The 24,464-nt window shown below is 65.8% G+C and carries 17 protein-coding genes and 1 rRNA gene; 4 read left to right on the top strand and 14 right to left on the bottom strand.

Going from position 1 to position 24,464, the window contains the following annotated elements:
* A 16S ribosomal RNA gene (locus tag LK540_RS24410) occupies positions 1-116 on the bottom strand; the annotation flags it as partial.
* A gap of 494 nt (positions 117-610) precedes the next feature.
* Here LK540_RS24410 and LK540_RS24405 point away from each other — a divergent pair.
* Positions 611-2,743 (top strand): TonB-dependent receptor, encoded by a 2,133-nt coding sequence (locus LK540_RS24405; protein WP_229439999.1) that lies wholly within the window; start codon positions 611-613, stop codon positions 2,741-2,743.
* Here the strand turns inward: LK540_RS24405 and LK540_RS24400 are convergent.
* Together LK540_RS24400 and LK540_RS24395 are read right to left on the bottom strand one after the other, a co-directional pair.
* Entirely contained in the window at positions 2,718-4,268 is a 1,551-nt protein-coding gene (locus tag LK540_RS24400; RefSeq protein WP_229439998.1) for a DUF3482 domain-containing protein, read from the bottom strand. The genes LK540_RS24405 and LK540_RS24400 overlap by 26 nt on opposite strands.
* Positions 4,265-5,821, bottom strand: a complete 1,557-nt coding sequence (locus LK540_RS24395; RefSeq protein ID WP_229439997.1) for a DUF2868 domain-containing protein — start codon at positions 5,819-5,821, stop codon at positions 4,265-4,267. The genes LK540_RS24400 and LK540_RS24395 overlap by 4 nt, the downstream gene beginning before the upstream one ends.
* 379 nt (positions 5,822-6,200) lie before the next feature.
* Here LK540_RS24395 and LK540_RS24390 point away from each other — a divergent pair, with 379 nt between their 5' ends.
* Positions 6,201-8,207, top strand: coding sequence for a sigma-54-dependent Fis family transcriptional regulator (locus tag LK540_RS24390; protein WP_229439996.1), 2,007 nt, complete (start codon positions 6,201-6,203; stop codon positions 8,205-8,207).
* A gap of 49 nt (positions 8,208-8,256) precedes the next feature.
* On the top strand, positions 8,257-9,228 hold the full coding sequence (locus LK540_RS24385) for a beta-propeller fold lactonase family protein (protein ID WP_229439995.1): 972 nt from the start codon (positions 8,257-8,259) through the stop codon (positions 9,226-9,228).
* Positions 9,229-9,262: 34 nt separating this feature from the next.
* Here LK540_RS24385 and LK540_RS24380 read toward each other — a convergent pair whose 3' ends face one another.
* The 10 genes from LK540_RS24380 to adh form a co-directional block, all read right to left on the bottom strand.
* A complete protein-coding gene (locus LK540_RS24380) occupies positions 9,263-10,285 on the bottom strand; it encodes an ATP-grasp domain-containing protein (protein WP_229439994.1) in 1,023 nt (340 codons plus the stop codon).
* Positions 10,286-10,330: 45 nt separating this feature from the next.
* Complete coding sequence (locus LK540_RS24375; RefSeq protein WP_229439993.1) at positions 10,331-11,368, bottom strand: hypothetical protein; 1,038 nt, start codon at positions 11,366-11,368, stop codon at positions 10,331-10,333.
* A 7-nt stretch (positions 11,369-11,375) separates the two neighbouring features.
* The gene (locus LK540_RS24370) at positions 11,376-12,320 is read right to left on the bottom strand and encodes a quinoprotein dehydrogenase-associated putative ABC transporter substrate-binding protein (protein ID WP_229439992.1); all 945 of its coding nucleotides are present in this window, start codon (positions 12,318-12,320) and stop codon (positions 11,376-11,378) included.
* Complete coding sequence (locus tag LK540_RS24365) at positions 12,317-12,760, bottom strand: cytochrome c (RefSeq protein ID WP_229439991.1); 444 nt, start codon at positions 12,758-12,760, stop codon at positions 12,317-12,319. Before LK540_RS24365 ends, LK540_RS24370 begins: the two co-directional genes overlap by 4 nt.
* A 119-nt stretch (positions 12,761-12,879) precedes the next feature.
* On the bottom strand, positions 12,880-14,685 hold the full coding sequence (locus LK540_RS24360) for a methanol/ethanol family PQQ-dependent dehydrogenase (RefSeq protein WP_267498904.1): 1,806 nt from the start codon (positions 14,683-14,685) through the stop codon (positions 12,880-12,882).
* Positions 14,686-14,971: 286 nt separating this feature from the next.
* The gene (locus tag LK540_RS24355; protein ID WP_229439990.1) at positions 14,972-15,343 is read right to left on the bottom strand and encodes a hypothetical protein; all 372 of its coding nucleotides are present in this window, start codon (positions 15,341-15,343) and stop codon (positions 14,972-14,974) included.
* 81 nt (positions 15,344-15,424) lie between these two features.
* Entirely contained in the window at positions 15,425-16,021 is a 597-nt protein-coding gene (gene gfa, locus LK540_RS24350) for an S-(hydroxymethyl)glutathione synthase (RefSeq protein ID WP_229439989.1), read from the bottom strand.
* Positions 16,022-16,054: 33 nt separating this feature from the next.
* A complete protein-coding gene (locus tag LK540_RS24345; protein ID WP_229439988.1) occupies positions 16,055-17,161 on the bottom strand; it encodes an S-(hydroxymethyl)glutathione dehydrogenase/class III alcohol dehydrogenase in 1,107 nt (368 codons plus the stop codon).
* Between the two features lie 23 nt (positions 17,162-17,184).
* Entirely contained in the window at positions 17,185-17,586 is a 402-nt protein-coding gene (locus LK540_RS24340; protein WP_229440001.1) for a DUF779 domain-containing protein, read from the bottom strand.
* A 145-nt stretch (positions 17,587-17,731) separates the two neighbouring features.
* Positions 17,732-19,252, bottom strand: a complete 1,521-nt coding sequence (gene adh / locus LK540_RS24335; RefSeq protein WP_229439987.1) for an aldehyde dehydrogenase — start codon at positions 19,250-19,252, stop codon at positions 17,732-17,734.
* Positions 19,253-19,495: 243 nt separating this feature from the next.
* Here adh and LK540_RS24330 point away from each other — a divergent pair, with 243 nt between their 5' ends.
* Positions 19,496-21,643, top strand: coding sequence for a TonB-dependent receptor family protein (locus tag LK540_RS24330; RefSeq protein ID WP_374041390.1), 2,148 nt, complete (start codon positions 19,496-19,498; stop codon positions 21,641-21,643).
* Positions 21,644-21,763: 120 nt separating this feature from the next.
* On the opposite strand, the gene LK540_RS24325 is transcribed toward LK540_RS24330, so the two are convergent.
* Positions 21,764-24,130: a TonB-dependent receptor gene (locus tag LK540_RS24325; protein ID WP_229439986.1), complete on the bottom strand. Its 2,367-nt coding sequence runs from the start codon at positions 24,128-24,130 to the stop codon at positions 21,764-21,766.
* Between the last annotated feature and the right edge of the window lie 334 nt (positions 24,131-24,464).

Here is a 24,464-nt window from a genome sequence, read left to right as displayed (position 1 = left end):
TATATTACTCACCCGTTCGCCACTCGCCGCCAGGTTGCCCCGCGCTGCCGTTCGACTTGCATGTGTAAAGCATGCCGCCAGCGTTCAATCTGAGCCAGGATCAAACTCTTCAGTTCAATCTCTGTTTGTTGACACTTTCGTGTCACCGGCATTGCTGCCGGGTCGCTCACTCAAAATACTGACCGTCATCTCATTGCTGAGATAACGTATTTCTTTTGTGCGAACATTTGATAATTTAAGTAATCAGCTGAACTAGTCAGCTGGCACCTTCATCAAACGCCCACACTTATCGACTGTTAATTGTTAAAGAACTTATTCGGTGTTGCCTTGCTGCGTTTCGACAAATCGTTTTGTTTGTCAGCAGCAGAGAAGTGAGATTATGCAGTGTTTCGTTTGCTTCGTCAACTTCTCTTTTTTGCTACGCCGCGTTTTCCGCGGCTTCCTGCGTCACCGTCAACTACTTGATTTCGTTGTCGTTTTCGCGAGGGACCGAACTATAACAAAGCCTGCCGTGGCTGACAAGTGCCTTTTGCGGCAGTGCGGCAATCGCGGCGACGTTGTTCAGCCGGACATACTATGATTGCCAGCTCATCAACACACCATTTCTGCGATGCTTACCTGCCCTGCCCGCCTTAAACTCGTTCCGGCACTGCTGGCCTCCCTCTCGGCATCCGCCTTTGCCCAGGTTCCGGCCCAGCCGCAAACGCCGACCCAGGTCGTGGTCGTGACCGGCAGCCGTGCGGAGCAGGCCAGCTTCGACCTGCCCGCTGCCATCGACGTGGTCGATGCGGCGCGCATCCGCGACAACCAGCCTCGGGTCAACTTGTCCGAGGCGCTTGTTGCGGTTCCTGGCGTCGTGGTGCAGAACCGCCAGAACTATGCGCAGGACTTGCAGATCTCCTCGCGCGGCTTCGGCGCCCGCTCGGCCTTTGGCGTACGCGGGGTGCGCCTGATTACCGACGGGATTCCCGCGACCATGCCGGATGGCCAGGGCCAGGCCGCTACGTTCAACCTTGACATGGCGGAACGGATCGAAGTGTTGCGCGGCCCCTTCTCTGCGCTGTATGGCAACCATTCCGGCGGCGTGGTGCAGCTCTTTACGCGCGATGCCAAAGGTCCACCGGAAATTGAATTCAGTGCTGTCGCAGGCAGCGACGGCATGCGCAAGTTCGACCTGAATGCGGCGGGCCAGGCCGGCGGCATCGGCTACGTGCTCGACGCCTCGCGTTTCGAGACCGACGGCTACCGCGCCCACAGCGCCGCCAAGCGCGAGCAAGGCTATGCCAAGCTGACCGTGCCGACTTCCCGCGACGGCAAGTTGACCGTTATTGCGAATTCGCTGCACCAGCGCGACACGCAAGATCCGCTCGGCATTACCTGGGCGACCTTCCAACGCGATCCGCGCGCCGGCGAGATCGACACCAGCGATACCCAGTCGCCGCAGCGCACCTTTGCCGACCGCTACGACACGCGCAAGAGCATCGACCACCAGCAGGCCGGCCTGCAGTGGCAGCAGAACTTCGGCGCCAACCGCCTGCAGCTGACCGTCTACGGCGGCAACCGCGAAGTCATCCAGTACCAGTCCTTCTCGCGCGCCTTCCAGGCGCCGGCCACCCATTCGGGCGGCGTGGTCGACTTCGACCGCGACTTTTATGGCGTCGACCTCAACTGGCGCGACGTGCGCAGCCTGGCCGGCGGCACCCTGCGCACCACGCTGGGCCTGGAATACGCCAGCTCGAAGGATTCGCGCCAGGGCTACGAAAACTACGTGGGCGACCAGTTCGGCGTGCGCGGACGCCTGCGCCGCGACGAGCAAAACGACCTGTCCAGCCTCGACCCGTATGTGCAGACAGAATGGGAAGGCGGCCAGTGGGTGCTGACTGCCGGGCTGCGCCGCACCTCCCTGGATGTGGACGTGACCGACGATTTCCTCGGCAACGGCAACGGCAACGACAGCGGTGGCGTCGACTACAGCGGCACCGCCCCCGTACTCGGCGTTCTCTATAAATTGACGCCGAGCCTGAACGTGTATGCCAGCGCCGCACGCGGCTTCGAAACGCCGACCCTGAACGAGCTGTTCTATTCAGGCAGCGGCAACGGCTTCAACTTCAACCTGCGCCCGAGCCGCAGCACCAACCTCGAGGCTGGCCTGAAGACCATGCTCGGCGCCGACACCCGTCTCGACCTGGCCCTGTTCCAGGTACGTACCGACGGCGAACTGACCGTCGACGCCTCCAGTGGCGGACGCACCAGTTACCGGAATGCAGGCGAAACCCTGCGCCGCGGCGTGGAACTTTCGTTCGACACGCGCTTCGGCCCCGGCCTGAACGCGCGTGTTGCCGCCAGCGCGCTGCGCGCCGTGTACGAAGACGGCTTCGGGACTATCCCGGCCGGCAACCGCCTGCCCGGCGTACCGCGCGCCAGTTTGTACGGCGAACTCGGCTGGACAGCTGCCGACGGCAAACTGAACGCCGCGCTGGAAACCATCGCCACCGGCAAGGTGAACCCGGACGACGCCAATGCCGCCACGCCAGCACCTGGCTATGGCATCGTCAACGCACGCGTCCAGGCGCGCCAGGAAGTGGGCGAATGGCGCTTCAAGCAGTTTGCACGCCTGAACAACCTGTTCGACCGCGACTACGTTGGTTCCGTGATCGTCGGCGACAGCAATCGCCGCTTCTACGAACCGGCACCCGGCCGCAACTGGGTGCTGGGCGTCAGCGCGCAGTACCAGTTCCGCTGACAACGCTGCTGTCGACGCCGCTAACGACGCCGCTATCGGCAGTGGCGTCGGACCCGGCAGGCAGCGCGCCGAGCTTGACGCCGGGATACAGCTTGGCCAGGGTGGCGTCGGTTACCTGCGTCACCACCGGATTCACACGCTCCAGCGCCGCCTCGATACTTGGAGCGGCACGCACGGCACGCCACAGGGCAGGCAAATCGCCGCCATGCGTCTTCAAGGCCTCCTCGACTTCCGCCTGCCAGAACGCCGGCGCCTCGCTGGCCACATAATTACCGCGCCCCCGGCCAAAGTGGGCCACGGCCAAGTAGCGCAGCACCGCGCCCACCAGCAGCGTTTGCAGGAAGGCGTCGGCAAATTGCACCGCCGCCTCGTTGCGGTCGGCGCGCTGGTTGAAGCCCCAGGCGGCGCCAGCGGCCGTCAGTCCACCGACGAGCGCCCCGAGCAAGGCGCCGCCACCGAGCGTGAGGCCGCCCGCCATCAGGTCGGCCGACAGCCCGGTGGCCGCGCCCGACACCACGGCGCCCAGCAGCCCGGCCTGAGCCTTGTCGATCGGCGCGCGCACCGCGAAGTTTTCGCGCACGCGTGCGTTGATCGCTTCCGCCTCGCCCGGATCGACCTTGTGCAGCACCAGCATGCGCATCGTCGTCTTGTTGATCTCCCCATTCAAGCGTTCGACCAGGGCCGCCATGGCCGCTTCCTGGCGCCGCTGCTCGTCCTTGCCCAGGCCGACGGCCTTGAGCGCGCTGCGCACCACGCCGCGCCCTTCCTCGGGCACAGGCTCGCTGTCGCGCACGGCGCTCGCAACCTGCTCGGCCGTCATGCGCAGGGCGCTGGCATAGCGCTGGCGGTTGCCGGCCTCCCATGCGGCGCGCAGGCGGACGTAGCCGGCCTGCTTGCCCGGCTCGACCAGCGGCGCCACCGCTTCGTAGAATACATGCTCGTGCACCCAGCAACGTGCAAACGCGTCCAGCGCCAGCACTTCGCGCACCATGGGAAAGCGTGCCAGGTGCTGCTTCCACTGCTGCCCTTCCGCACTTTCTTGTGCGCCCGGGCGAGGTGGCCCCATTCCGTTGAGCAGCACGACTACCGGCTTGCCCAACCATTCGAGGATGTTCATCTCTGCTGGTAGATAGCCGGCGTCGCCCGGAGGTTCCGCTGAATTGACGAGGTAAAGCACGATATCCGCCTCATCCTTGGCCGCGCGCAAAGCCTGTTGACTCAGCCAGAACGGACGGTCGCGGTAGCGGTCGAATACTTCACGCAAGAACCAGCCGATCGGGTTGCCCGCCATGGCCAGGCGCTTGAGCAGGCGCACCGAATCGCCAAAGCCGGGGGTGTCCCACAGCAGCAGGGTGTCACCGGCGGGGCTGGTCAGCAAGGGGTGGGCTTCAGCAAACGTGGTCACGTGGGCGGCGTCGCGCACTTCGCCCACGTCCACGCCGGTCATGGTGCGGGCCAGCGTGGTCTTGCCGTTATTCGTGTGCGATACCAGCGCGAACTGGATCTTGACTGGCGCTTCGTTCATCGCAGCTCCGGCAGGGCGAGGCCAGCGCCGAGTTCGATCGGGTGGCGCTCGGGTTGCAGGAGGTTTACCACTGTGGCGGCGGTGCCGTGGAAACTGCAGAACTGGCGCCACAGGGCAATGCGTTCGGCGATACGCGCCTCGGCGCCGCCCTGGCCGCCTGCGCGCTCGAGCATGCCCGATTCGTCGAGCAGCACGGCCACGCCACGCTTGCTATTGCGGGCAAGGTAATCGAGGAAGGCGCCATGGTTTTCCTTTTCCGGCGTGGCGGCCAGGTTGAACAGCGCGGCGGTGACTGTAACACCGGCTTCATCGAAGCGCGCATCTTGCAGACCCGCCTGCAGCGCCTCCTTCGGCTCCTCGCCATACGGCACGGTGGGGCGCAGCAGAACGCGCGCCTGGGCGCCCAGCGCCATCGCGGCCACGGTCCACAAGCCACGGTCGCGTGCTTCGTCGAGCGTGAAGCTGTAGGGCAGCACGCGCAGGACGGCCGGGGTGCCGGCGCCGATGCTGTCGGCCAGCTTGCGGAAATATGGGTGTTCGAGGTCGAGCGGGAAGCGTCGCGCCATGCGCCGTGCGCGCAGGGCGGCGATGCTGGCCAACACGATGCGCGGCACGATCACCAGCAGCAGGATGGTGGTGCCATACAGGTGTACCCAGCGCTCACCGGCGCCGGCCGTGCCGGACAAGGCCGCAGGCACGGCCGCCAGGCCCGGCACTGCACCAGTGGCCACGCCGGCGCCGGCCTGTACACCAAACTGCAGCGCCTCGATATCGGCCAGCGTGAACCCTTGCAGGAAGGGGAACACGGCCAGGGCCGGCGTGAACAGCCAGGACAGCAGGGTATGAACCTCGGTGGCGTCGAGGAAGGTGCTTTCCCAGCCGGCCGCGTATTGGGTAAGCAGGCCGCGTGCGTACAGCGAGACGACGGCGCCAAGCGCGAACGCGGCCGCGGCCAGGTGCACCGTGCGCGACAGGCGCAGCCGCGTCAGCGGTTCGCTCAATTGGCCCCACTCGGCCATGAAATTGCCCAGGCCCGCGGCCAGCGCCGCCGGCAGCTTGCGCGGCGCCGCGACCTTGCCAACGCTCAGGCGGCGCAGCAGGCCCGCGCCGGCCCAACCGGTCTTGCGGCCGGGAACCAGCGCCCACACCAGCAGCGCCACATACACCAGTAGGTTCCAGCCGACGATGAACAGGAGCGGCGCCGACAGCAGGTCGACCCGGTGCGGGTCGGCGATCCGGTCGAGCAGCGCGCCGGCAAACAGGGCCAGCAGCGGCAAGGCTGCCCAGAAACCGGGCAGGCCGAAGGCGCGTTTCTGGAAGGCGGCAAAGGCCGGCGTGCGCTCGGCCAGCCGCTTCAGGATCTGCTCCGAGCGCTGTTGCAGGAAATGCTCCTGCGTCACCGCGCTCTTGCTGTCGGATGCCTGCCAGGCCGCCAGCTCGCGCGCGCTGCGGCTCGCGTACTTGCGGTCGTCCTCGCTCAGCACGGCATGGCCGGCGTCGGCCGTTTCGATGGCGCGCACCAACACGACGCGCCTTGCTACCTGTTCATTCATGCGGCTCCCATTTATTCGATTGGCAACACTCCCCCGTATTGTGCCGCAGATCGCGGGCAAGCCCCAGCACGGGCCGCAAGCGCGCTTACCTGGCGGCGAACGGCGCCTGGCGCCTGCCCTCTCAAACCTGATAGCTTGCATTGCCGGCTTTTTGCGCATGACCATCGATACTCGTCGATGTTCCCGCCGATCTGCCTGTTCCTGACGCCGGTCTGGCTTGTGCGAGGTAGGCAAGAATGCCTTCTGCGTGGGCATAAAATGACGGGACAATTCGCGTTGACACGGTGTATTCTGTAGCCGTATCGCTTGTGTTGAGTTGGCCGAGAACAGTCCAATAAAGTAACGGCGCATGACGCCAGTTACGGACCCAGGAGACAACATGTCGAGGTTTGCCGTTGAACACGTCAAGCGCGTCCGTTCGGTCGTCCAGGACCGGATCGGTACCGACCATTTGGGCACAGCCAACCGGATCACCCGGTCCTGGATCCGATGCCTGAACGATTACCAGCTCGACCCGGGCACCTGCGCCGAGCCCGAAGTCGTCGCCGCCATCGAACTGCAGGAACGCCAGGCACGCCTGGCCGATGTGCAGGCGGTCGCCAAGGTCGAAATGGCCAATCTCTACCAGCAGCTGGCCGGCTCCGGCTACGCCATCATGCTGACCGACCGCGAAGGCGTGCTGCTGAACTACTTCGGCGACCCTGCCTTTACCCATGCCGCCTCGAAGACCGGCCTGGCCCAGGGTGCGGTCTGGAGCGAACGGGTGCAGGGCACGAACGGCATGGGCACCTGCCTGGTCGAGCGGCGCCCGATCACCGTGCACCGCGACGAGCATTACCTGTCGCGCAACATCGGCCTGAGCTGCGCAGCCGCCCCGATCTTCGACCACGAGGGCGACCTGGTCGGCGTGCTCGACGCATCCGGCGAATCGCGCCTGGCCCAGCAGCACACCCTGGCACTGGTCTGTATGTCGGTGCAGATGATCGAGAACCGGGTCTTCCTGCACCAGTTCCGCCATGACTACATCCTGCGCTTCCATAACCGGCCCGAGTTCGTCGGCACCCTGCACGAAGGCGCGATCGCCCTGAGTACCGAAGGAAAGGTCTTGGCCGCCAGCCGCGGCGCCCTGTTCCAGCTCGGCTTTTCCGGCCCGGACGAAATCGCCGGGCGCGACATCGGCGAACTCTTCAACGTTACCTTCCCCGGCCTGGTCGACAGCAGCGTGCGGCGCGCCTTCCACCCGGTGCCGATTTTCGAAGTGCGAAACAGCGCGCGCTTCTTCGCCGTGGTTTACCAGCCGGTCGCCACGAACGGCCTGCGGCGTGCGCCGCGCAGCCTGCCGGGCCATGGCGCCGGCCAGCAGGCCCCGACCGCGCTCGACACCGTGCAATTCGGCGACCCGGTCATGGCCGGCCATGTCGCCACCGCGCGCCGCATCGCCGAGCGCAATGTCGCTACCGTGCTGCTCGGCGAAACCGGCACCGGCAAGGAAGTGTTCGCGCGCGCCATGCACTTGTCCGGGCCACGGGCGTCCCGGCCTTTCGTGGCCATCAATTGCGCCTCGATCCCCGAGTCGCTGATCGAGAGCGAACTGTTCGGCTACCGTTCCGGCGCGTTCACCGGCGCCAGCAAGGATGGCCAGCGCGGCAAGCTGCTGCAAGCAAACGGCGGCACCCTCTTCCTCGACGAAATCGGCGACATGCCCTTTACCCTGCAGGCGCGGCTCCTGCGCGTACTCGAGGAGCGCGAAGTGGTGCCGCTCGGCGGCGAGGCGCCGGTCAAGCTCGACATCCGCCTGATCAGCGCCACCCATTGCGACCTGGCGAAGAAAATCGCCGCCGGCGAGTTCCGCGAAGACCTGTATTACCGGCTGCAAGGCGTCACGCTGCGCCTGCCGCCGCTGCGCGAACGCGCCGACCGCCGCGCCCTGATTGCCTACCTGGCCGGCCAGGAAAGCGACGAAGGCAGCGTGGTGGAGCTCGACGAGCCGCTGCTGGCGGCGCTGGAGCGCCTGCGCTGGCCCGGCAACGTGCGCCAGCTGCGCCACCTGCTGCGCAGCATGATCGCGCTGCGCGAATCCGACAGCCTCGGCCTGCGCGACCTGCCGCCGGAATACCGGCTCGACCTCGACGACGCCGCGCCTTCGCTCCCCTTGGAGCCGGCTCCCGCCCCGGCTGCAGGCGCTTGCCCGGTCTCCGCCAGTGGCGCCGGGCAGGCCCTGACGGCGCTCGAAAGCGCGGAACGCGAGGTGCTGCTGCAGGCGCTGGACCGGCACGGCTGGAACATGAGCGGCGTGGCGCGCGAACTCAACATCAGCCGCAACACCCTGTACCGCAAGCTGCAGCGCCTGAACATCCAGCATCCCGACAAGGCGCTGTTCCACTGAGCGGATGCGCGCCGCGGCGTTTCTCCTTCAACCTGTCCATGGAGACCACATGACCATGCCGTCGCTTCGCCGTATCCTGCCAGGCGCCCTGGCATGCCTGGCCACCCTCGCCGCAACGCTGGGTTCGCCAGCCCTGGCGGCCCCCTTCGCCTATGTGCCGAACGAAGGCAGCGGCACGATTTCCGTGATCGACACCGCCAGCGACCAGGTCGTCGGCGAGATGCCGGCCGGGACCAAGCCGCGCGGGCTGGCCGTCGGCGCCGACGGCCGCTGGCTGTACGTGAGCGACCAGCCGAACAACAGCCTGCAGGTGCTCGACCTGAATGCGCGCAAGCCCGGCCCCGCGGTGGCCCTCGGCGAATCGCCCGAAGGCGTGTCGATCTCGCCCGACGGGCGCTGGGTAGTCGCGGCCATCGAGGGCAAGAACGAAATCGCGGTAACCGACACCCGAACCCGCAAGCTGGCATTTGCGATCCAGGTACACGGCAAGAACCCCGAGCACGCGGTGTTCAGCCCGAACGGGCGCCTGCTGTTCGTCAGCGCCGAGGAAGGCGACGCGGTCGACATCATCGATTTCGCCGGCCGCAAGCAGGTGGCCCAGGTGGCGGTGGGCGCACGCCCGCGCGGCATCGGTTTCCTGCCCGACAGCAGCCGCGCCTATGTCGCCACCGAAAACGCCAACGAGGTCTTCGTCATCGATGCCAAGACCTACGCCATCGTCGCCCGCATCAAGGCCGGCTTGCGCGCCAACGGGATTGCCGTGCACCCGGGCGGCGGCCAGGTCTATGTGTCGAATGGCGGCGACGCCAACGTCTCGGTCATCGACACCGCCAGCAACCAGGTCGTGGCCACGATCCCGGTCGGCCAGCGGCCCTGGAACATGGCGTTCACGCCCGACGGCAAGAAACTCTACGTGGCCAACGGCCGCAGCAACAATGTGTCGGTGATCGACACCGCCAGCCGCAGCAAGCTGCGCGACATCCCGGTCGGCAAGCTGCCCTGGGGCGTTGTGATCAAGTAAGCCAACTAAGCCAACCAAGCCAGGCAAGCGGTACTCAGGCCTGGCCGAAGCTGTCGACGTCGACGGAGACTGCGCGCCGCCGCGTGACCGGAAGCGGCGCCGCCTGCAGCGCGGCCGGGCCCTTCAGCAAGGCAATCACCAGGCCAGCCGGGTTGCAGCCGATCGACGCATGCAGGCCGGCATAGGCGGCCGTCAGGCGCGGATTTACATCCAGCACCACGGTTCCCTGCGCGCTGCGGATGAAGTCCACCCCGACATAGCCCCACAGCGTAGGCAGGGCCGCCGCAACCTGTTGCGCCAGTCCGGCCAGCGCGCCGTCGGCGTCCAGCAGGCCGTTCACGGTACTGCCCAGGAAGTGGAAGCGGTTGTTGCGTACGGCCACGCGCTCGCGGTTGCACGCCAGGACCCAGGCCTTGCCGTCGCAACACAGCAGGGACAGGCTGCCCAGTTCGCCGGGAACGAAAGGCTGCAGCACATAGTCCTGCCCGGCGTTGGCGCGCACGTGGGCCAGGGCCGCGGCGCGGTCGCTGAACAAGCGGGTGTCGAGGCAGCCGGCGCCATTGTCCGGCTTGACCACCCAGGCGCCCGGCCCTTCCGGCAGGCTCGCATGCGGACTGTAGGTGGGGACGGCCGGCACGCCGGCGTCAAGCAGCGCACGCGCCATCTCGCGCTTGCTGGCCGCAACGCGCACGGCGCCGGGCGCGCTGCCCAGCAGGACGCGCTTGCCGCGCAGGACATCGCGCGACAGCCCCTCCAGCAAGCCTTCGGTCTCGAGCGCCAGCGGCCAGACGGCATCGGCCGCCTGCACACAGTCGGCGAAACGCTCGCCGAAGGCACTATCGCCGAAGGATTTCTCGCCGAAGGATGGGGCGGGCGCCCAGGCGGCGCCGCCGGCAGCCGGCATGGTCTGCAGTTCGACCCCGGGTACGGCGCCCAGGTCGGCCAGCAGGGCCTGGAGCAGCATGCCACCCTGCTGTGCAAGCGCGCATGGCACCGCAGGAGCGCCCGGACCACCGGCGATGGCGTAATCGAATGCGAGAACTTTCAAGCGCGCCATGGCATCCTCCGGTGATGACGGGCCGGGCCTGCAATCGTGCCAGGCTCAGCGCTTCGGATCGGCAACCTTGACCAAGGTAAGTGTTTCTTCAAGCGAGGGAACGCTGCCTCCCCCAGCGCCGGGCACTTGTGCGGTGGAGCCGGCCGTGCCTGGACCGGCTTTGCCCGGATTGGCCTTGCCCGGATTGGCCTTGCCTGGACTAGCCGTGCCTTGACCCGCAGTGCCTTGACCCGCAGTGCCTTGACTGGCCGTGCCTTGACTGGCCGTGCCTTGACCAGCCATGCCGTGACTGGCCGTGCCTGGACCGGCTGTACCGGATTGCGCGCGGGCAGTGTCTTCGGCCGGACGCTTTGCCACCCTGCCGTCCGCCAGCGCGCTCGATTGCACGCCGGCTGCCGCATTGATGGTCCGTCCGCTGCCGCTCGCCCCCAGCGAGGTCGACAGCTGGTACACGCCGCCCGGTACAGCCTCGCTCAGGATGAAGGTGTAGGTCTTGTGCACGTAGGCCTCGAAGCGCGCATGCAGCGGGTCGTCCAGGTAGGGCTGGATGCGCACCACCTGCCCCTCATAAGACTTGCCCTGGAAGTTGATCGTCTGCTTGCCCAACTGGCCGGCATTCGCCAGCGCCATGCGGATACGCTTGCGGAAGTACGTAGTGGAGCCCCCGGTCAGGCGTTTCATCTCCGCGATGTCGTGCTCGAGGAATCCGAGCAGCACCGGGTTGCCGTGGGCATCGTCGATATCGGGCAGCTCGCGCTTGCGCGCTCCGGAAAGAAAGCGCAGGCGCGCATGCATCCGCCCGTTTTCCCGGGTCAGGTCGAGCTCGACCGTATCGGTAAAGCCCGGTTCGATGTTGCTGACCTTGCGAAAGTCGTAGATCAGCGCCGCCGGTGCCCTGGTGCGCGCCAGGTGGTCGGTCTCGAACAGCAGGGTTTCGGCCGGCGATACCGGCTGGGCCTGCACCAGGCCGGCGCCCAGCCCTCCAAGTGCGCAGAGCACGCCGAGTGCGAAGCGCATCGACCGGGCGCGCACGCCATGCCGCGGGCCTGCGCCCCCGCCGCGCTGTTGCTGGATGCGGATCATGGCGTCCTCAAGGTGGGGAAGACTGGGGCGGCGGAAGCGCCGACAAGGGCACGCCGTATTGTTCGAGGATCGCCTGGATCTTGCCCTGGTTAGCGTCGATCAGCCGGTCGATCAGCTGGCGGAAGTCCTTGTCGGCATGGCGTACGCCCATGGCGATTTCGAAATCGAATTTCATGCCCGGACGCGACTGCAGCGGGATGGCGACGATGGACGCGCTGCGCGTTCGTTTGGCGAAGTAGCCGGCGATCGGCCCCCAGGCAAAGGCAACGTCGATCTTGCCGCTGGCCAGGTCCTTCTCGACGATCTCGCCGGGATATTGCTCGGCATCGCCGGTCTGGCTCTGGTACCAGTTCACCTGTTCCATCAAGCCGTTCTGCAGCAGCCACTCGGTAACCGGAGAGCCGGCAAACGCGCCGAAACGCAGTTTCTTGCGTTGCGAGGGGTCGAGCGCCAGCAGGTCGTCCAGGGTGCGCACCTTGTCCAGGCCATGGTCCTTTACATAGGCCATGGCATAGCTGGAGCGGTAGTAGGAATGGGTGTTGGCGGCCAGTTCGAACCCCTTGGCGACGCCGGTGACGAGGTCGCACTTGAATCGCTCGGAATGCTCTTCCTTGGCACGCAAGGTATTGCGAATGAAACCCATGCGCTGCGGATACCAGGTGTGCTCGAGCTTCCAGCCCAGCTGCTGGGCGAACAGGGCCGCGATCTTGTTCTCGAAGCCCTCCCCGGCCCGGTTCGACAGCGGCAGGTTGTTCGGGTCCTGGCAGACCCGCAAGACCTTGTCCGCGCCGGGCGCCTCGGCCGCGGCGGACTGCGCGGCAGCCGGTGCAGCCAGGCACCCCAGCCAGCCGGCCACCAGCCCGGCCCGCGCAAGCTGCGTGACAACCCGCGTGGCTATCCGAGTGGCAACCCGTGGCGCAGGCCGCGTGGCAAGGAAGGGCCTGCGCCTCATTTGCCGATCTCCTGCAGCCGGCCCGGTTCGATGGCGCCGTCGGAACGCCCTTTCAGGTAGGCGTAGAGGCTGTCGATGTTCTCGGTCACCATCTTGCTGCCGTCAAAGTTCGGCATGCCCTTTTCGATGCGGCCCTTCAGGACCGCGGTCTTGAACTGGTCCTTGCTCAGGACCTTCAGGCTGTCCACCAGCGAGGGGCCGACCATGCCTTCCTGGGCGGCGCCGTGGCAGCGTTCGCAGGCCATGGCGCGCCAGGTCTTCCAGCCGCTCAGGGTCTGGGCGTCGACCTTGTTGCCTTCGGCAACCTTGTACGGCGGGGTATCGCCGGCCAGCGCGCTGCCGGGGAGCGCCACGGCGAACAGGCCCACGGACCAGCACAGGGCGGCACACAGGGCGGTACACAGGGAGGCAAGGGGCGCCTGCTTCATGAATGTCTTCATCTCGTTTCCTGGCAATGCATGGGCACGGCGGACGGCATCCTGCGCCGGCCGCCGGGTCCGGTGTTCATCGAAGTACGCGGCAGCGGTGACGCCGCCGCGCGGCACGGCGTGGCGCGGGCTCAGCGGTCGGGCAGTGCGAACACCGTCAGCACGCCGCCCAGCTCGGTGTACTTGGCCAGGTCCTTGTAGCCGCCCACCGCACCCAGGCCTTCGGTGCCCTTGGTCAGCCCGGCCGCAAGGCCGATCCCGGCCCAGCCACCGATACCCGACAGGACCCCGATGTACTGCTTGCCCTTGTATTCCCAGGTGTGGACGTTGCCGATGATGCCCGAGGGCGTCTTGAACTTCCACAGCTCCTTGCCGTTGTGGTCGACCGCCTTGATGTGGCCTTCCAGGGTGCCGTAGAACACCACGTCGCCGGCGGTGGACAGCGCCCCGCTCCAGACCGAGAATTTCTCCGGCTTGGACCAGACGATCTTGCCGGTGCTGGCGTCAAAGGCGATGAAATTGCCCAGGCCGCCGTGGCTGCCCGGCGCCGCGTACATCGAGAGCGTCGAGCCAACGTAGGGCTGGCCGGCCGTGTACTCGATCTGGAAGGGCTCGTAGTCCATGCACACGTGGTTCGTCGGCACGTAGAACAAACCGGTCTTGCGCGAATAGGTGGCCGGCTGCTGGTCCTTGGTGCCGAGCGCCGACGGGCAGATACCCTTCGAGTTGAAGTCGGGGCCGTTCTTGTCGGTGCTGTACTTGGCCACCACCTGCGGACGGCCGCTCTTCATGTCGACGTGGGTCGCCCAGTTGACCACCGGGTCGAATTTTTCCGCCACCAGCAGTTCGCCGCTGGCGCGGTCGAGCGTGTAGGCAAAGCCGTTGCGGTCGAAGTGCACCAGGGCTTTGCGGGCCTGGCCCTTGACCTTCATGTCGACCAGGATCATTTCGTTGACGCCGTCGTAGTCCCACTCGTCGTGCGGCGTCATCTGGTAGACCCATTTCGCCTGCCCGGTGTCGAGGTCGCGCGCGAAGATCGTCATCGACCACTTGTTGTCGCCGGGGCGCTGGCGCGGGTTCCAGGTGCTCGGGTTGCCGGTGCCGTAGTAGACCAGGTTCAGGGCCGGATCGTAGCTGTACCAGCCCCAGGTGGTGCCGCCGCCCAGCTTCCATTGGTCGCCCTGCCAGCTTTTCAGCGAGGAGTCCGGGCCGATCGGCGCCATCTTGCCATTCGTCCAGGTCATGGTCTTGGCGGGATCGACCAGCAACTCGTTGTCGGGGCCGGTGCTGAAGGCTTTCCACACGACCTTGCCGGTATTGATGTCGTGCGCCGTGATGCGTCCGCGCACGCCGAATTCGCCGCCGCTGATGCCGGTGATGATCTTGTCCTTGAACACGTGCGGGGTATTCGTCGTGGTTTCGCCGATCTTCGGATCGCCGACCTTCACTTTCCACAGCTCGGCGCCGGTCTTGGCGTCCAGCGCCACCAGGGTGGTGTCGGCCTGTTGCAGGAAGATCTTGCCGTTGGCATAGGCCACGCCGCGGTTGACCGTGTCGCAGCACATTACCGGGATCACGGTCGGGTCCTGCTTCGGCTCGTACTTCCAGCGGATGGCCTGGTCTTCCAGCGCGATCGCGAACACCTTGTTCGGGAAGGGGCTGTGGATGTACATGGTGTCGCCGATCACCAGCGGACCGCCCTCGTGGCCGCGCAGGACGCCGGTGGAGAAGGTCCAGGCCACCTGCAGGTCCTTGGCGTTCTTGCTGTTGATTTGCTTGAGTTCGCTGTACCGGTGATTCGCAAAATTACCAGATTGCATTGCCCAGTTCTTCGGGTCCTTGGTCAATTGCTCCACATCGGAATTGGCAGCCAGCGCCGGACCGGCAAGCAGCGCCAGACACGGCAACCAGCGGATGAGTCTTGTTGGGAATGACATGATAAGTCTCCTATGGTTTTTATCGGCGGCCACTTCTGCTGGCCTTGCAAACCTCGACCTGGTGGGATGCCCCATCTTTTCCACAGCACAGAACGTGCCAACTGCGGACCAGTCATTGCGCCTTCCGCTCCGCCTGCCGCGACGACAGTCCCTGTTCAGATTCGTGACAGTCGCTGCCGCCGCTGTGCCACCCTGCTGTGCCATCCGTGACGCAGCACCAGGCTCATGTATCAATGCGCATGTATCAAAGCTTATGCATCAATGCGCATGCGCCACCGTGCAGGTCTCAACGCGCCTGCACGTAGCAAGCCTTGTCGGCGCTGGCCTGGAGCGCCTTGTACTTGCTGGCCATCTCTTTCACCGGGACGGGGTCGCGGAACATCGCGCCGCGCTCGCCGGCCATGGTCTGGTTGCGCAGGGCCGTCGACATCGTCACGTAATCGTCGTAGGACATCTGCCTTGCGATGTGGTCGATGACGCAGGAACACTTGTAGAGGTACTCGTATTTGCCGTCGTGCTTTTGCATGCACTCAAGCACATACTCCACGCGTCCGCTGGTGGGATAGTCGTTGGCTTGCGCTGCCGGGGGTGCTGCCAGGGATGGCGCCAGGGGTAGGGCCAGCAGCGCCGGCAACAGCAGCAGGAACAATCGTTTCATTCGTGTGTCTCCGGTATCCGGTAGGCCGGCACGCCCGCGCAGGTGCGCCGGCGTGCGTTCCGGCTTCTTGCTTGTCTTTTCCTACGCGTCCTGCAGCACGCCGCGTTGCTTGGCGACGTGGGTCGAGATCGCATCCATCAGCGGCGGCGACAGCGCGTCGTAGGGCGGCAGGCCGATCTCGTTCAGGCGCGCACGCACGGCGCCCATGTTTTCCGGGCGCGCGCCGGACTCGATGATCGAGGACACGAAGGCGGCGAACTCGGGCGGCGACCAGCCCTTTTCCTTCGACAGCTCGGTGTGCACGAAGTCGAGCCCATAGAAGGCGTGGCCGTTGTTCTCGATGCGGCCGTACATGTGCACGCCGCAATCGCGGCAGGCATGGCGCTGGATGGTGGCGCTCTCGTCGACCACCTGCAGCTTGTCTTCGTTGGCCGTCACCCTCACCTTGTCGCGCCCGACCACGGCCACCTGCGAGAACAGCGAAGCGTTCGGCTTCCAGCACTTGGTGCAGCCGCACACGTGGTTGTGCGCCACCTGGCTGCTGATCTCGACGGTGACGGGATTCGTACTGCACAGGCAGCTCAAGGTGCCGCCGGCAAAGCCGGGCGTGGCTGGCGCAATGCCGTTGTCGACGGCGGGGTGGATCTTGACTGCGCTATTCGGGTCTGCATCGTTCATGATGGCGTCTCCATGGTTGATTGTTCAACTCCCTCAGTACAGCACCACCGAGCGGATCGACTGCCCGCTCTTCATCAGCTCGAAGCCCTCGTTGATGCGTTCGAGCGGCAAGGTGTGGGTGATCAGATCGTCGATGTTGATCTTGCCGTCCATGTACCAGTCGACGATCTTCGGCACGTCGGTGCGTCCGCGCGCGCCGCCAAAGGCCGAGCCTTTCCATTCGCGCCCGGTGACTAGCTGGAACGGGCGTGTGGAAATTTCCTGCCCGGCCGCGGCGACGCCGATGATGAAGGACTGGCCCCAGCCTTTATGGGTGCATTCGAGCGCCTGGCGCATGACCGTGGTATTGCCGATGCATTCGAAGCTGAAGTCGGCGCCGCCATCGGTCAGCTGCACGATGTGGTCGACGATGTTCGCCACCTCGCCCGGATTGACGAAGTGGGTCATGCCGAACTTGCGCGCGATTTCGGCCCGGCCTGGATTCAGGTCGATGCCGATGATCTTGTCGGCGCCGACCATGCGCGCGCCCTGGATCACGTTCAGGCCGATGCCGCCCAAGCCGAACACGACCACGTTGGCGCCGGCCTGCACCTTGGCCGAAAACACCACGGCGCCGACGCCGGTGGTGACGCCGCAGCCGATGTAGCAGGCCTTGTCGAAAGGCGCATCCTCGCGGATCTTCGCCAGCGCGATCTCGGGCACCACGATGTAGTTGGAGAAGGTCGATGTGCCCATGTAGTGGAACAATTGCTGGCCGTCGATCGAAAAGCGCGAGGTAGCGTCGGGCATCAGGCCGCGGCCCTGGGTCGCGCGGATTGCCTGGCATAGATTGGTCTTGCGCGAGAGGCAGAACTTGCATTGCCGGCATTCCGGCGTGTACAGGGGAATCACGTGGTCGTCGCGCTTGACCGAGGTGACGCCGGGGCCGGTGTCGAGCACGATGCCGGCGCCCTCGTGCCCGAGGATGGCAGGGAAGATGCCTTCCGGGTCGGCGCCGGACAGGGTGTAGTAATCGGTATGGCAAATGCCCGTGGCCTTGATTTCGACCAGGACTTCTCCGGCGCGCGGGCCTTCCAGGTCGACCTCGGCAATGGAGAGCGGTTCCCCCGCTTTCCAGGCGATGGCTGCTTTCGTTTTCATGGTGTCCTTATTCGTGTGTGTCGTCAGGCGCCGGGTCCGGTGGCGGGAGCGGGCAGCTGCGCCAGCTCGGCGTCACTGAACAGGCGCGAGCGGGTGAGAAAGCGCTGCCCGGTGCCGTTATCGAGCGAGAACATGCCGCCGTTGCCGGCGACCACGTCGATGATCAGCTGGGTGTGCTCCCAGTAGGCGAACTGCTCGGCGCCCATGTAGAACGGTGCGCCGCCCAGTTCGCCGAGGCGCACGTCGGTGTCGCTGACGCTGAATTCGCCGGCCGGGTAGCACATCGGCGCGCTGCCGTCGCAGCAGCCGCCGGACTGGAAGAACATCAGCGGGCCATGGCGCTGGCGCAATTGCTCGATCAAACCCAGCGCAGCGGCGGTGGCGACCACGCGCCCGGGCGCGGCGTCTGACTCAGCGCTGTGCAAGCCGCTGTCCAGGCTGCCATCCGGGCCGCTGCGGTCCGTGCCACTGCCCGCGCCGCTGCTCGTGGCACCGCTCATGCCGCTGTTCAGGCCGCTGTTCAGGCCGCTCTTCAATTCGTCCGCACTGTCCATGGCCGCCCCGCTCCGCTCAGAAGAAGCCCAAGGCCTTCGGGCTATAACTCACCAGCAGGTTCTTGGTCTGCTGGTAATGGTCGAGCATCATCTTGTGGTTTTCGCGGCCAATGCCCGACTGCTTGTAGCCGCCGAAGGCCGCGTGCGCCGGATACAGGTGGTAGCAGTTGGTCCAGACGCGCCCGGCCTGGATCGCACGGCCGACACGGAAGGCGCGGCTGCCGTCGCGCGTCCACAGCCCGGCGCCCAGGCCGTACAGGGTGTCGTTGGCGATCGCCAGGGCGTCGGCTTCGTCGCGGAAGGTGGTCACCGCCACCACCGGCCCGAAGATCTCTTCCTGGAAGATGCGCATCTTGTTGTGGCCCTTGAACACGGTTGGCTTCACGAAATAGCCTTCCTTCATGTCGCCTTGCAGGGTGTTGCGCTCGCCGCCGGCCAGCACCTCGGCGCCTTCCTGCTTGCCGATGTCGAGGTAGGACAGGATCTTTTCCAGCTGCTCCTGCGAGGCCTGGGCGCCGAGCATGGTCGTCGCTTCCAGCGGGTTGCCCTGCTTGATGGCGGCCACGCGTGCCAGGGCGCGGTCAATGAACTTCTCATAGATCGATTCCTGGATCAGCACGCGCGAGGGGCAGGTGCAGACTTCACCCTGGTTCAGCGCGAACATGGCGAAGCCTTCCAGGCATTTGTCGAAGAATGCGTCATCGGCATCCATCACGTCTTCGAAGAAGATGTTCGGCGACTTGCCGCCCAGCTCGAGCGTGACCGGAATCAGGTTTTGCGCGGCATAGCCCATGATCAGGCGGCCGGTCGTGGTTTCGCCGGTAAAGGCGATCTTGGCGATGCGCTTGTTCGAGGCCAGCGGCTTGCCCGCTTCCAGGCCGAAGCCATTCACCACGTTCAGCACGCCTGGCGGCAGCAGGTCGGCGATCAGCTCGACCAGCACCATGATCGAGGCCGGGGTCTGCTCGGCCGGTTTGAGCACCACGCAATTGCCGGCCGCCAGCGCCGGCGCCAGCTTCCAGACCGCCATCAGGATCGGGAAGTTCCAGGGAATGATCTGGCCGACCACGCCCAGCGGTTCGTGGAAGTGGTAGGCATAGGTTTCGTCGTCGATCTGGGCGATCGAACCTTCCTGGGAACGGATACAGCCGGCGAAGTAGCGGAAATGGTCGATCGCCAGCGGGATGTCGGCGGCGGTGGATTCGCGGATCGGCTTGCCGTTGTCGATGGTCTCGGCGGTGGCGAGCAGCGACAGGTTCTGCTCCATGCGGTCGGCGATGCGGTTCAGGATGCCGGCGCGTTCGGCGGGCGAGGTCTTGCCCCAGGCAGCTTTCGCGGCGTGGGCGGCGTCGAGTGCGAGTTCGATGTCCTCGGCGCCGGAGCGCGCGACTTCGCAGAAGGGCTGGCCCGTGATCGGCGTCAGGTTGGGAAAATACTCGCCCTTCACCGGCGCCACGAACTTGCCGCCGATGTAGTTGTCGTAACGCTGCTTGAAGGGATTGGCAACGCCGAGTTTGCTGATGTCCGCGAGATTCATGTCGTCCTCTTTCTGGTTTGTATTGGGTCCCCGGCTGGATCGGTATGGCCGTCCAGATCTGAAACAGTGCCGCGCCGACTGTCCTAATCTGGAACAGGTGCTGCGCCGTTTGCGCGGGCAAGTCCCGGGCGGGCAGCACGTGGCGTGTGCAGAGCCAGGGCTATGCAAGGGCCGTGCCATTCCAGCCAGCCGCGGTCTGGCAGAGATATTGCTTCGTCAACTGCACAGAATATGGAGACATGCATGGTCCAGCTTTCCCTGCGGCGCAAGCCGCTTGCCCTGCTGTGTGCAGGCAGCACCCTGTTTGCCGGCGGCATGGGTACGCCGGCAATGGCCGCCGCGCCCTTGCCCGCACCCGAAGCAGCGCCGGTGCCCGTGGTGGTGGTCACCGGCAGCCGCATCGAGCACGACAGCTACGATTTCCCGGCCGCCATCGACGTCGTCGACGCCGCCCGCATCGGCAATGCTCAGCTGCGCGTGAATGCGTCGGAGGCGCTGGTGGCGGTGCCGGGACTGGTGGTGCTGAACCGCCAGAACTATGCCCAGGACTTGCAGATTTCCTCGCGCGGCTTCGGCGCCCGCTCGGCCTTCGGGGTGCGCGGGGTGCGCCTGATTGCCGACGGTATTCCGGCCTCGATGCCGGACGGCCAGGGCCAGGCGGCCACTTTCAACCTCGACATGGCCGAACGCATCGAGGTGCTGCGCGGACCGTTTTCTGCCCTGTACGGCAATCACTCGGGCGGCGTGGTGCAGCTGTTCACGCGCGATGGCCAGGGCCGGCCAACCGTCGAGACCACTGTGTCGGGCGGCAGCGACGGCACGTATAAGGTCGACCTGAATGCGCAGGGCGAGGCAGGCGGGATCGGCTACGTGGTCGATGCCTCGCGCTTCGGGACCGATGGCTACCGCGAGCACAGTGCGGCGCGGCGCGACCAGGGCTTTGCCAAGCTGACCACCCGCCCGAGCGCGGCCAGCCGCCTGACGATTACTGCCAGCAGCCTGACCCAGGACGATACCCAGGACCCGCTGGGCGTGACTTGGAACACTTTCCAGCGCGACCCGCGTGCCGGCGAGATCGACGCCACCGATACCCAGGTGCCGAACCGTACCCTGGCCGAGCGCTACGACACGCGCAAGAGCATCGACCACCAGCAGGGCGGCGCGGCCTTTGAACAGCGTTTCGGCGAGGACCGATTGCGCGTCATGGCGTATGTGGGCAAGCGGCAGGTGATCCAGTACCAGGCGTTCTCGCGCGGCTTCCAGGCGCCGCCCACGCATTCCGGCGGCGTGGTCGATTTCGACCGCGATTTCTATGGTCTCGAACTCCAGTGGATGGCGGTGCGCGAGCTGGCCGGCGGCAAGCTCAGCACCACGGCCGGCATCGAGTATGGCCGTTCGGTCGACGACCGCCAGGGTTACGAAAACTTTGCCGGCACCCAGTTCGGGGTCAAGGGCGCCTTGCGCCGCAACGAGAAGGACAAGCTGTCGAATCTCGACCCCTACGTGCAGACCGAGTGGGCCGGCGGCCCCTGGGTGCTGACGGCGGGCCTGCGCCGCAGCAGCCTGAAGGTGGACGTGGACGACCGTTTCCTGGCCAATGGCAACGATAGCGGGTCCGCCGACTACAGCCGCGTCACGCCGGTGCTGGGGGCGCTGTACAAGGTGTCGGGCGGGCTCAACGTGTATGCCAGCGCGGCGCGCGGCTTCGAAACGCCGACCCTGAACGAACTGTTCTATTCGAGCGGCGGCGGTTTCAATTTCAACCTGGCGCCGGCGCGCAGCAAGCACCTGGAACTGGGCGCCAAGGCGCAAGTGGGCGATGACACGCGCATCAACGCCGCCCTATTCCAGGCACGTACCGAGGACGAGATGGTGGTCGACACGGCCGGCGGCGGACGCACCAGTTACCGCAACGCCAGCTCGACCTTGCGGCGCGGCGCAGAGGTATCGCTGGAGTCGTCGCTGGGCGCCGGTTTCAGCGCGCGCGCATCGGTGACGCTGCTACGGGCCACTTATGAGACCGGATTCGGCAGCGTGGGCGCCGGCAGGCGCTTGCCGGGCGTGCCGCGGGCCAATGGCTATGCCGAGCTGGCCTGGACGGAGCCAAACGGCCGCCTCAGCGCAGCGCTCGAAACCGTCGCTTCGAGCAAGATCTATGCGGAAGACACGAACCTGGAGCGGGCCGCGCCGGGGTATGCGGTGGTGAACGCGCGCATCCAGGCGCGGCAATCGATCGACCGCTGGCGCTTCAGGCAATTCCTGCGGGTGAACAATCTGTTCGACCGCAGCTATGTCGGTTCGGTGATCGTGGGCGATACCAACCGCCGCTATTACGAAGCCGGCACCGGGCGCCAGTGGATTGCGGGTGTCAGCGCCGAGTACACGTTTTGAGCGGGCGGTCTGAGTACGGGTTCCCGATACGTGTTCTGACTGCGCATTCTGACTGCGCATTCTGAATACGCGTTCTGAAACGGCCGGCCGCTTGTATTGTACCGGCCGGCGTGTGGCGTTTCAGAATGTATAGCGCAGGCCGGCAACGAAGGTGCGCGGCGCGCCGGGCGCCACGAAGCGCGTGTGCCCGGGTTCGACCTCGCCTTCGTGCGGCCGCAATACCTGGCCGTTCGGGAACAAGTCGGGCGCCACCGCGCCATAGGTTTCGTAGCGGCGGTCAAAGACATTGCTGATGCGGGCGAAGACTTCCCAGTTCGGCGCCGGCCGGTAGCTGGCGCGCAGGTTCATCAGGGCATGGCCACGCACGCGCCAATCGGCACGCTCGGGTTCTTCGCCTTCTTCAGGATCCTCGATGAGGCCATCCTCGTTGCCCTGGCTGAGCAGGCTACTGGCCGCCTGCAGGTCGGCGCCGAAGCGCAGCTGCGGGCTGGCGTCCCAGTCCAGCGACAGCTTGCCGCTGTGGCGCGGCAGACCAGCCAGACGCATGCCGCGTTCCACCTCGACGTTGCGCGCCCCGGTGAACAGTTCGCCGTCGGCGTCGTACACGGCTTCCAGGTAGCTATAGGCAAAGTGCACATTGACAGGTCCGAACTGCCGGGCAACGGTGGCGTCCAGGCCCTGGTGGCGGGTGCGCTCGAAATTGGCGAAGTAACCCTGGCGCGATGGCGAGCTGAGGAAGAGGATGTCGTCGCGGTTGACGGTGCGGTGCAAGGATACCGAGTAATTGCCGCCAAACAGGCGGCCACGCAGACCGGCCTCGATCGTACGCGCGACCACCTGCTTCAGGTAAGGGTCGGCCTGCAGGCCCACCGGCAGGCGGCAAGGGTTTTCCGGATCGGCGCAGCCGAGCTCGATAACGGTGGGCACGCGGTTACCCTGGGCGACATTCGCAAAGACCGTCGCGCCATTGCCCAGCTGGTGGGTAATGCCGAGCGAGGGGTTCAGGCGGTTGTAGGTAAAGCTTTCCCGTGGCTGGACGCCGCGTTCGTTGGTCAGGGTATTGCTCACGCGTGCGCGATTGAAGCGTGCGCTGGCAGTCAATTGGGTGCCGGCACTTGCAGCCCAGCTGCCGGCGACGTAGACACCCAGGGCACGCGCGCTGCCGACCACCGACGACGAGGGCTCGCGCTCTTCGTCGGGGTCGCCGATGACTTCGCGGGTGTCGGTCACAAAGGCTTCCTGTTCGAACTGGGCGTACTCGGCTTCGCTGTGGTCGAAGCTGAAGCCGGCATCGAGCCGGTAGGCGCCGCGCCGGGTGCTGAAGGCGGCGCTGAGGCCGCGGCTTTCCTGGCGCGTGCTGGTGGTGTTCAGGACGCCGGGATGCAGGGCGGCGCCTTCGGCCAGGGTGAAGCCGCACTCGTCCGGTTCGAGTGGTGCGCCACTGGCGTCGAAACCTTCCGCGCAGTCTTCCACGTAATCGTCGTATTCCTCGCTGACGTCGCCGTTGACGGTGTCGCGGCGGCTGTTGCGGGCGTAAGCCGTGGCGCTCAGTTCGCTGTCCTGGCTGAAGCGATGGGTGAGATTCAATGTGCCCTGCACCAGGCGGTTGCGGGTGGTGTCGGGGTAGGTATAGACGGCGTGCCGGTCGGCTTCGTACAGGGAGTCGGGCAGCAGGCCATTGCCGAGCAGGCGGCTGCGTCCGCCCAGCACGCTAGCTGACCAGTCGGTTGCGCCGAGCGAGCGGCCGACCTTGACCAGCACGTTGCCGAGGTGGCCGGAAGAGTGGTCGCGCCAGCCATCGTCGTCGAACCAGGTACCGCCGATAAAGCTGTGCCAGCCCCCCGCGCCCTGCCAGCCGTAGGAAACATCGGCGCGGCGCCGGCCTTCGTCGGTAAGCGAGAACTCGAACTCGCCGCCAGGATGGCTGAGGCCGGACTTGGTGGTAAAGGCCAGCGCGCCACCCAGGGTGTTCAGGCCATACAAAGGATTGGCGCCGGGGACCAGCAGCAGGCTGCCGATTGCGGACTCGGGCAGCATGTCCCAGTTGATGACGTCGCCAAAGGCTTCGTTCACGCGCACGCCGTCCAGGTAGACCGAAATGCCTTGCGAACTGCCGAGCACCGGCGAGGCACGGAAACCGCGGAAGGTCAGGTCGTTCTGGAAGGGACTGCCGGAGGTTTCGTTGACGTTCACACCGGTAAGGTTGCGCGACATGTACTCGGATAAATTTTCTCCGCCAGCCTTGCGGATCGTCTTTTCGGTGGCGAGCTGTACCGGATAAGGCAGCAGGTCGCGCTCGATGCCCAGGCCCGGCAGCGGCGCGAAGCCGACAATCTCGACGACCGGCATCGTGCCCTCGGGTTTCTCCGGCTTTTCCGGCTCGGCCGCGGCGCAGGGAGCAAGCACGGCCGCCGCAATGAAACAGCAGACGCGTTCGGTGTGATGGCGAGGAGCGAAAGCCTGCCGGATGGATGCGCGAAGTTCCATGGAGTGTCCCGTCGTGAGCAACTCTTAGTCCAACAGCAAAGGACGTGCCACGGCTCAGCCGGGGCAAGACCTGACCAGGTTGCTCCAAAACAGAACAGGTTGATGTACCAAGTGTTCAGACACGTAGGGTGGGCCGGGCCGCGCTAGGCACCTGTGCCCACGCTGTCTCATCTCTTGAGCGTCGGCGCCGTATGCAAACAGCTAAGGACGTGAAATGACACGCGCAAAAGCAAAAAACCCCGCAGAGATCACTCTGCGGGGTTTTTCATATAACTAGCCTGACGATAACCTACTTTCACACTGGTTGCAGCACTATCATCGGCGCAAAGTCGTT

This window comes from Massilia sp. IC2-278 (assembly GCF_020708045.1).
GTDB lineage: Bacteria > Pseudomonadota > Gammaproteobacteria > Burkholderiales > Burkholderiaceae_D > Telluria.
The sequence above is the reverse complement of the archived record's forward strand: the minus strand, read 5'-3'. Positions and strand labels throughout refer to the sequence as shown.

Coding starts and splice junctions, on each gene's coding strand:
- LK540_RS24405 (WP_229439999.1), top strand. CDS start 611: ATGCTTACCTGCCCTGCCCGCCTTAAACTCGTTCCGGCACTGCTGGCC.
- LK540_RS24400 (WP_229439998.1), bottom strand. CDS start 4,268: ATGAACGAAGCGCCAGTCAAGATCCAGTTCGCGCTGGTATCGCACACG.
- LK540_RS24395 (WP_229439997.1), bottom strand. CDS start 5,821: ATGAATGAACAGGTAGCAAGGCGCGTCGTGTTGGTGCGCGCCATCGAA.
- LK540_RS24390 (WP_229439996.1), top strand. CDS start 6,201: ATGTCGAGGTTTGCCGTTGAACACGTCAAGCGCGTCCGTTCGGTCGTC.
- LK540_RS24385 (WP_229439995.1), top strand. CDS start 8,257: ATGACCATGCCGTCGCTTCGCCGTATCCTGCCAGGCGCCCTGGCATGC.
- LK540_RS24380 (WP_229439994.1), bottom strand. CDS start 10,285: ATGGCGCGCTTGAAAGTTCTCGCATTCGATTACGCCATCGCCGGTGGT.
- LK540_RS24375 (WP_229439993.1), bottom strand. CDS start 11,368: ATGATCCGCATCCAGCAACAGCGCGGCGGGGGCGCAGGCCCGCGGCAT.
- LK540_RS24370 (WP_229439992.1), bottom strand. CDS start 12,320: ATGAGGCGCAGGCCCTTCCTTGCCACGCGGCCTGCGCCACGGGTTGCC.
- LK540_RS24365 (WP_229439991.1), bottom strand. CDS start 12,760: ATGAAGACATTCATGAAGCAGGCGCCCCTTGCCTCCCTGTGTACCGCC.
- LK540_RS24360 (WP_267498904.1), bottom strand. CDS start 14,685: ATGTCATTCCCAACAAGACTCATCCGCTGGTTGCCGTGTCTGGCGCTG.
- LK540_RS24355 (WP_229439990.1), bottom strand. CDS start 15,343: ATGAAACGATTGTTCCTGCTGCTGTTGCCGGCGCTGCTGGCCCTACCC.
- gfa (WP_229439989.1), bottom strand. CDS start 16,021: ATGAACGATGCAGACCCGAATAGCGCAGTCAAGATCCACCCCGCCGTC.
- LK540_RS24345 (WP_229439988.1), bottom strand. CDS start 17,161: ATGAAAACGAAAGCAGCCATCGCCTGGAAAGCGGGGGAACCGCTCTCC.
- adh (WP_229439987.1), bottom strand. CDS start 19,252: ATGAATCTCGCGGACATCAGCAAACTCGGCGTTGCCAATCCCTTCAAG.
- LK540_RS24330 (WP_374041390.1), top strand. CDS start 19,496: ATGGTCCAGCTTTCCCTGCGGCGCAAGCCGCTTGCCCTGCTGTGTGCA.
- LK540_RS24325 (WP_229439986.1), bottom strand. CDS start 24,130: ATGGAACTTCGCGCATCCATCCGGCAGGCTTTCGCTCCTCGCCATCAC.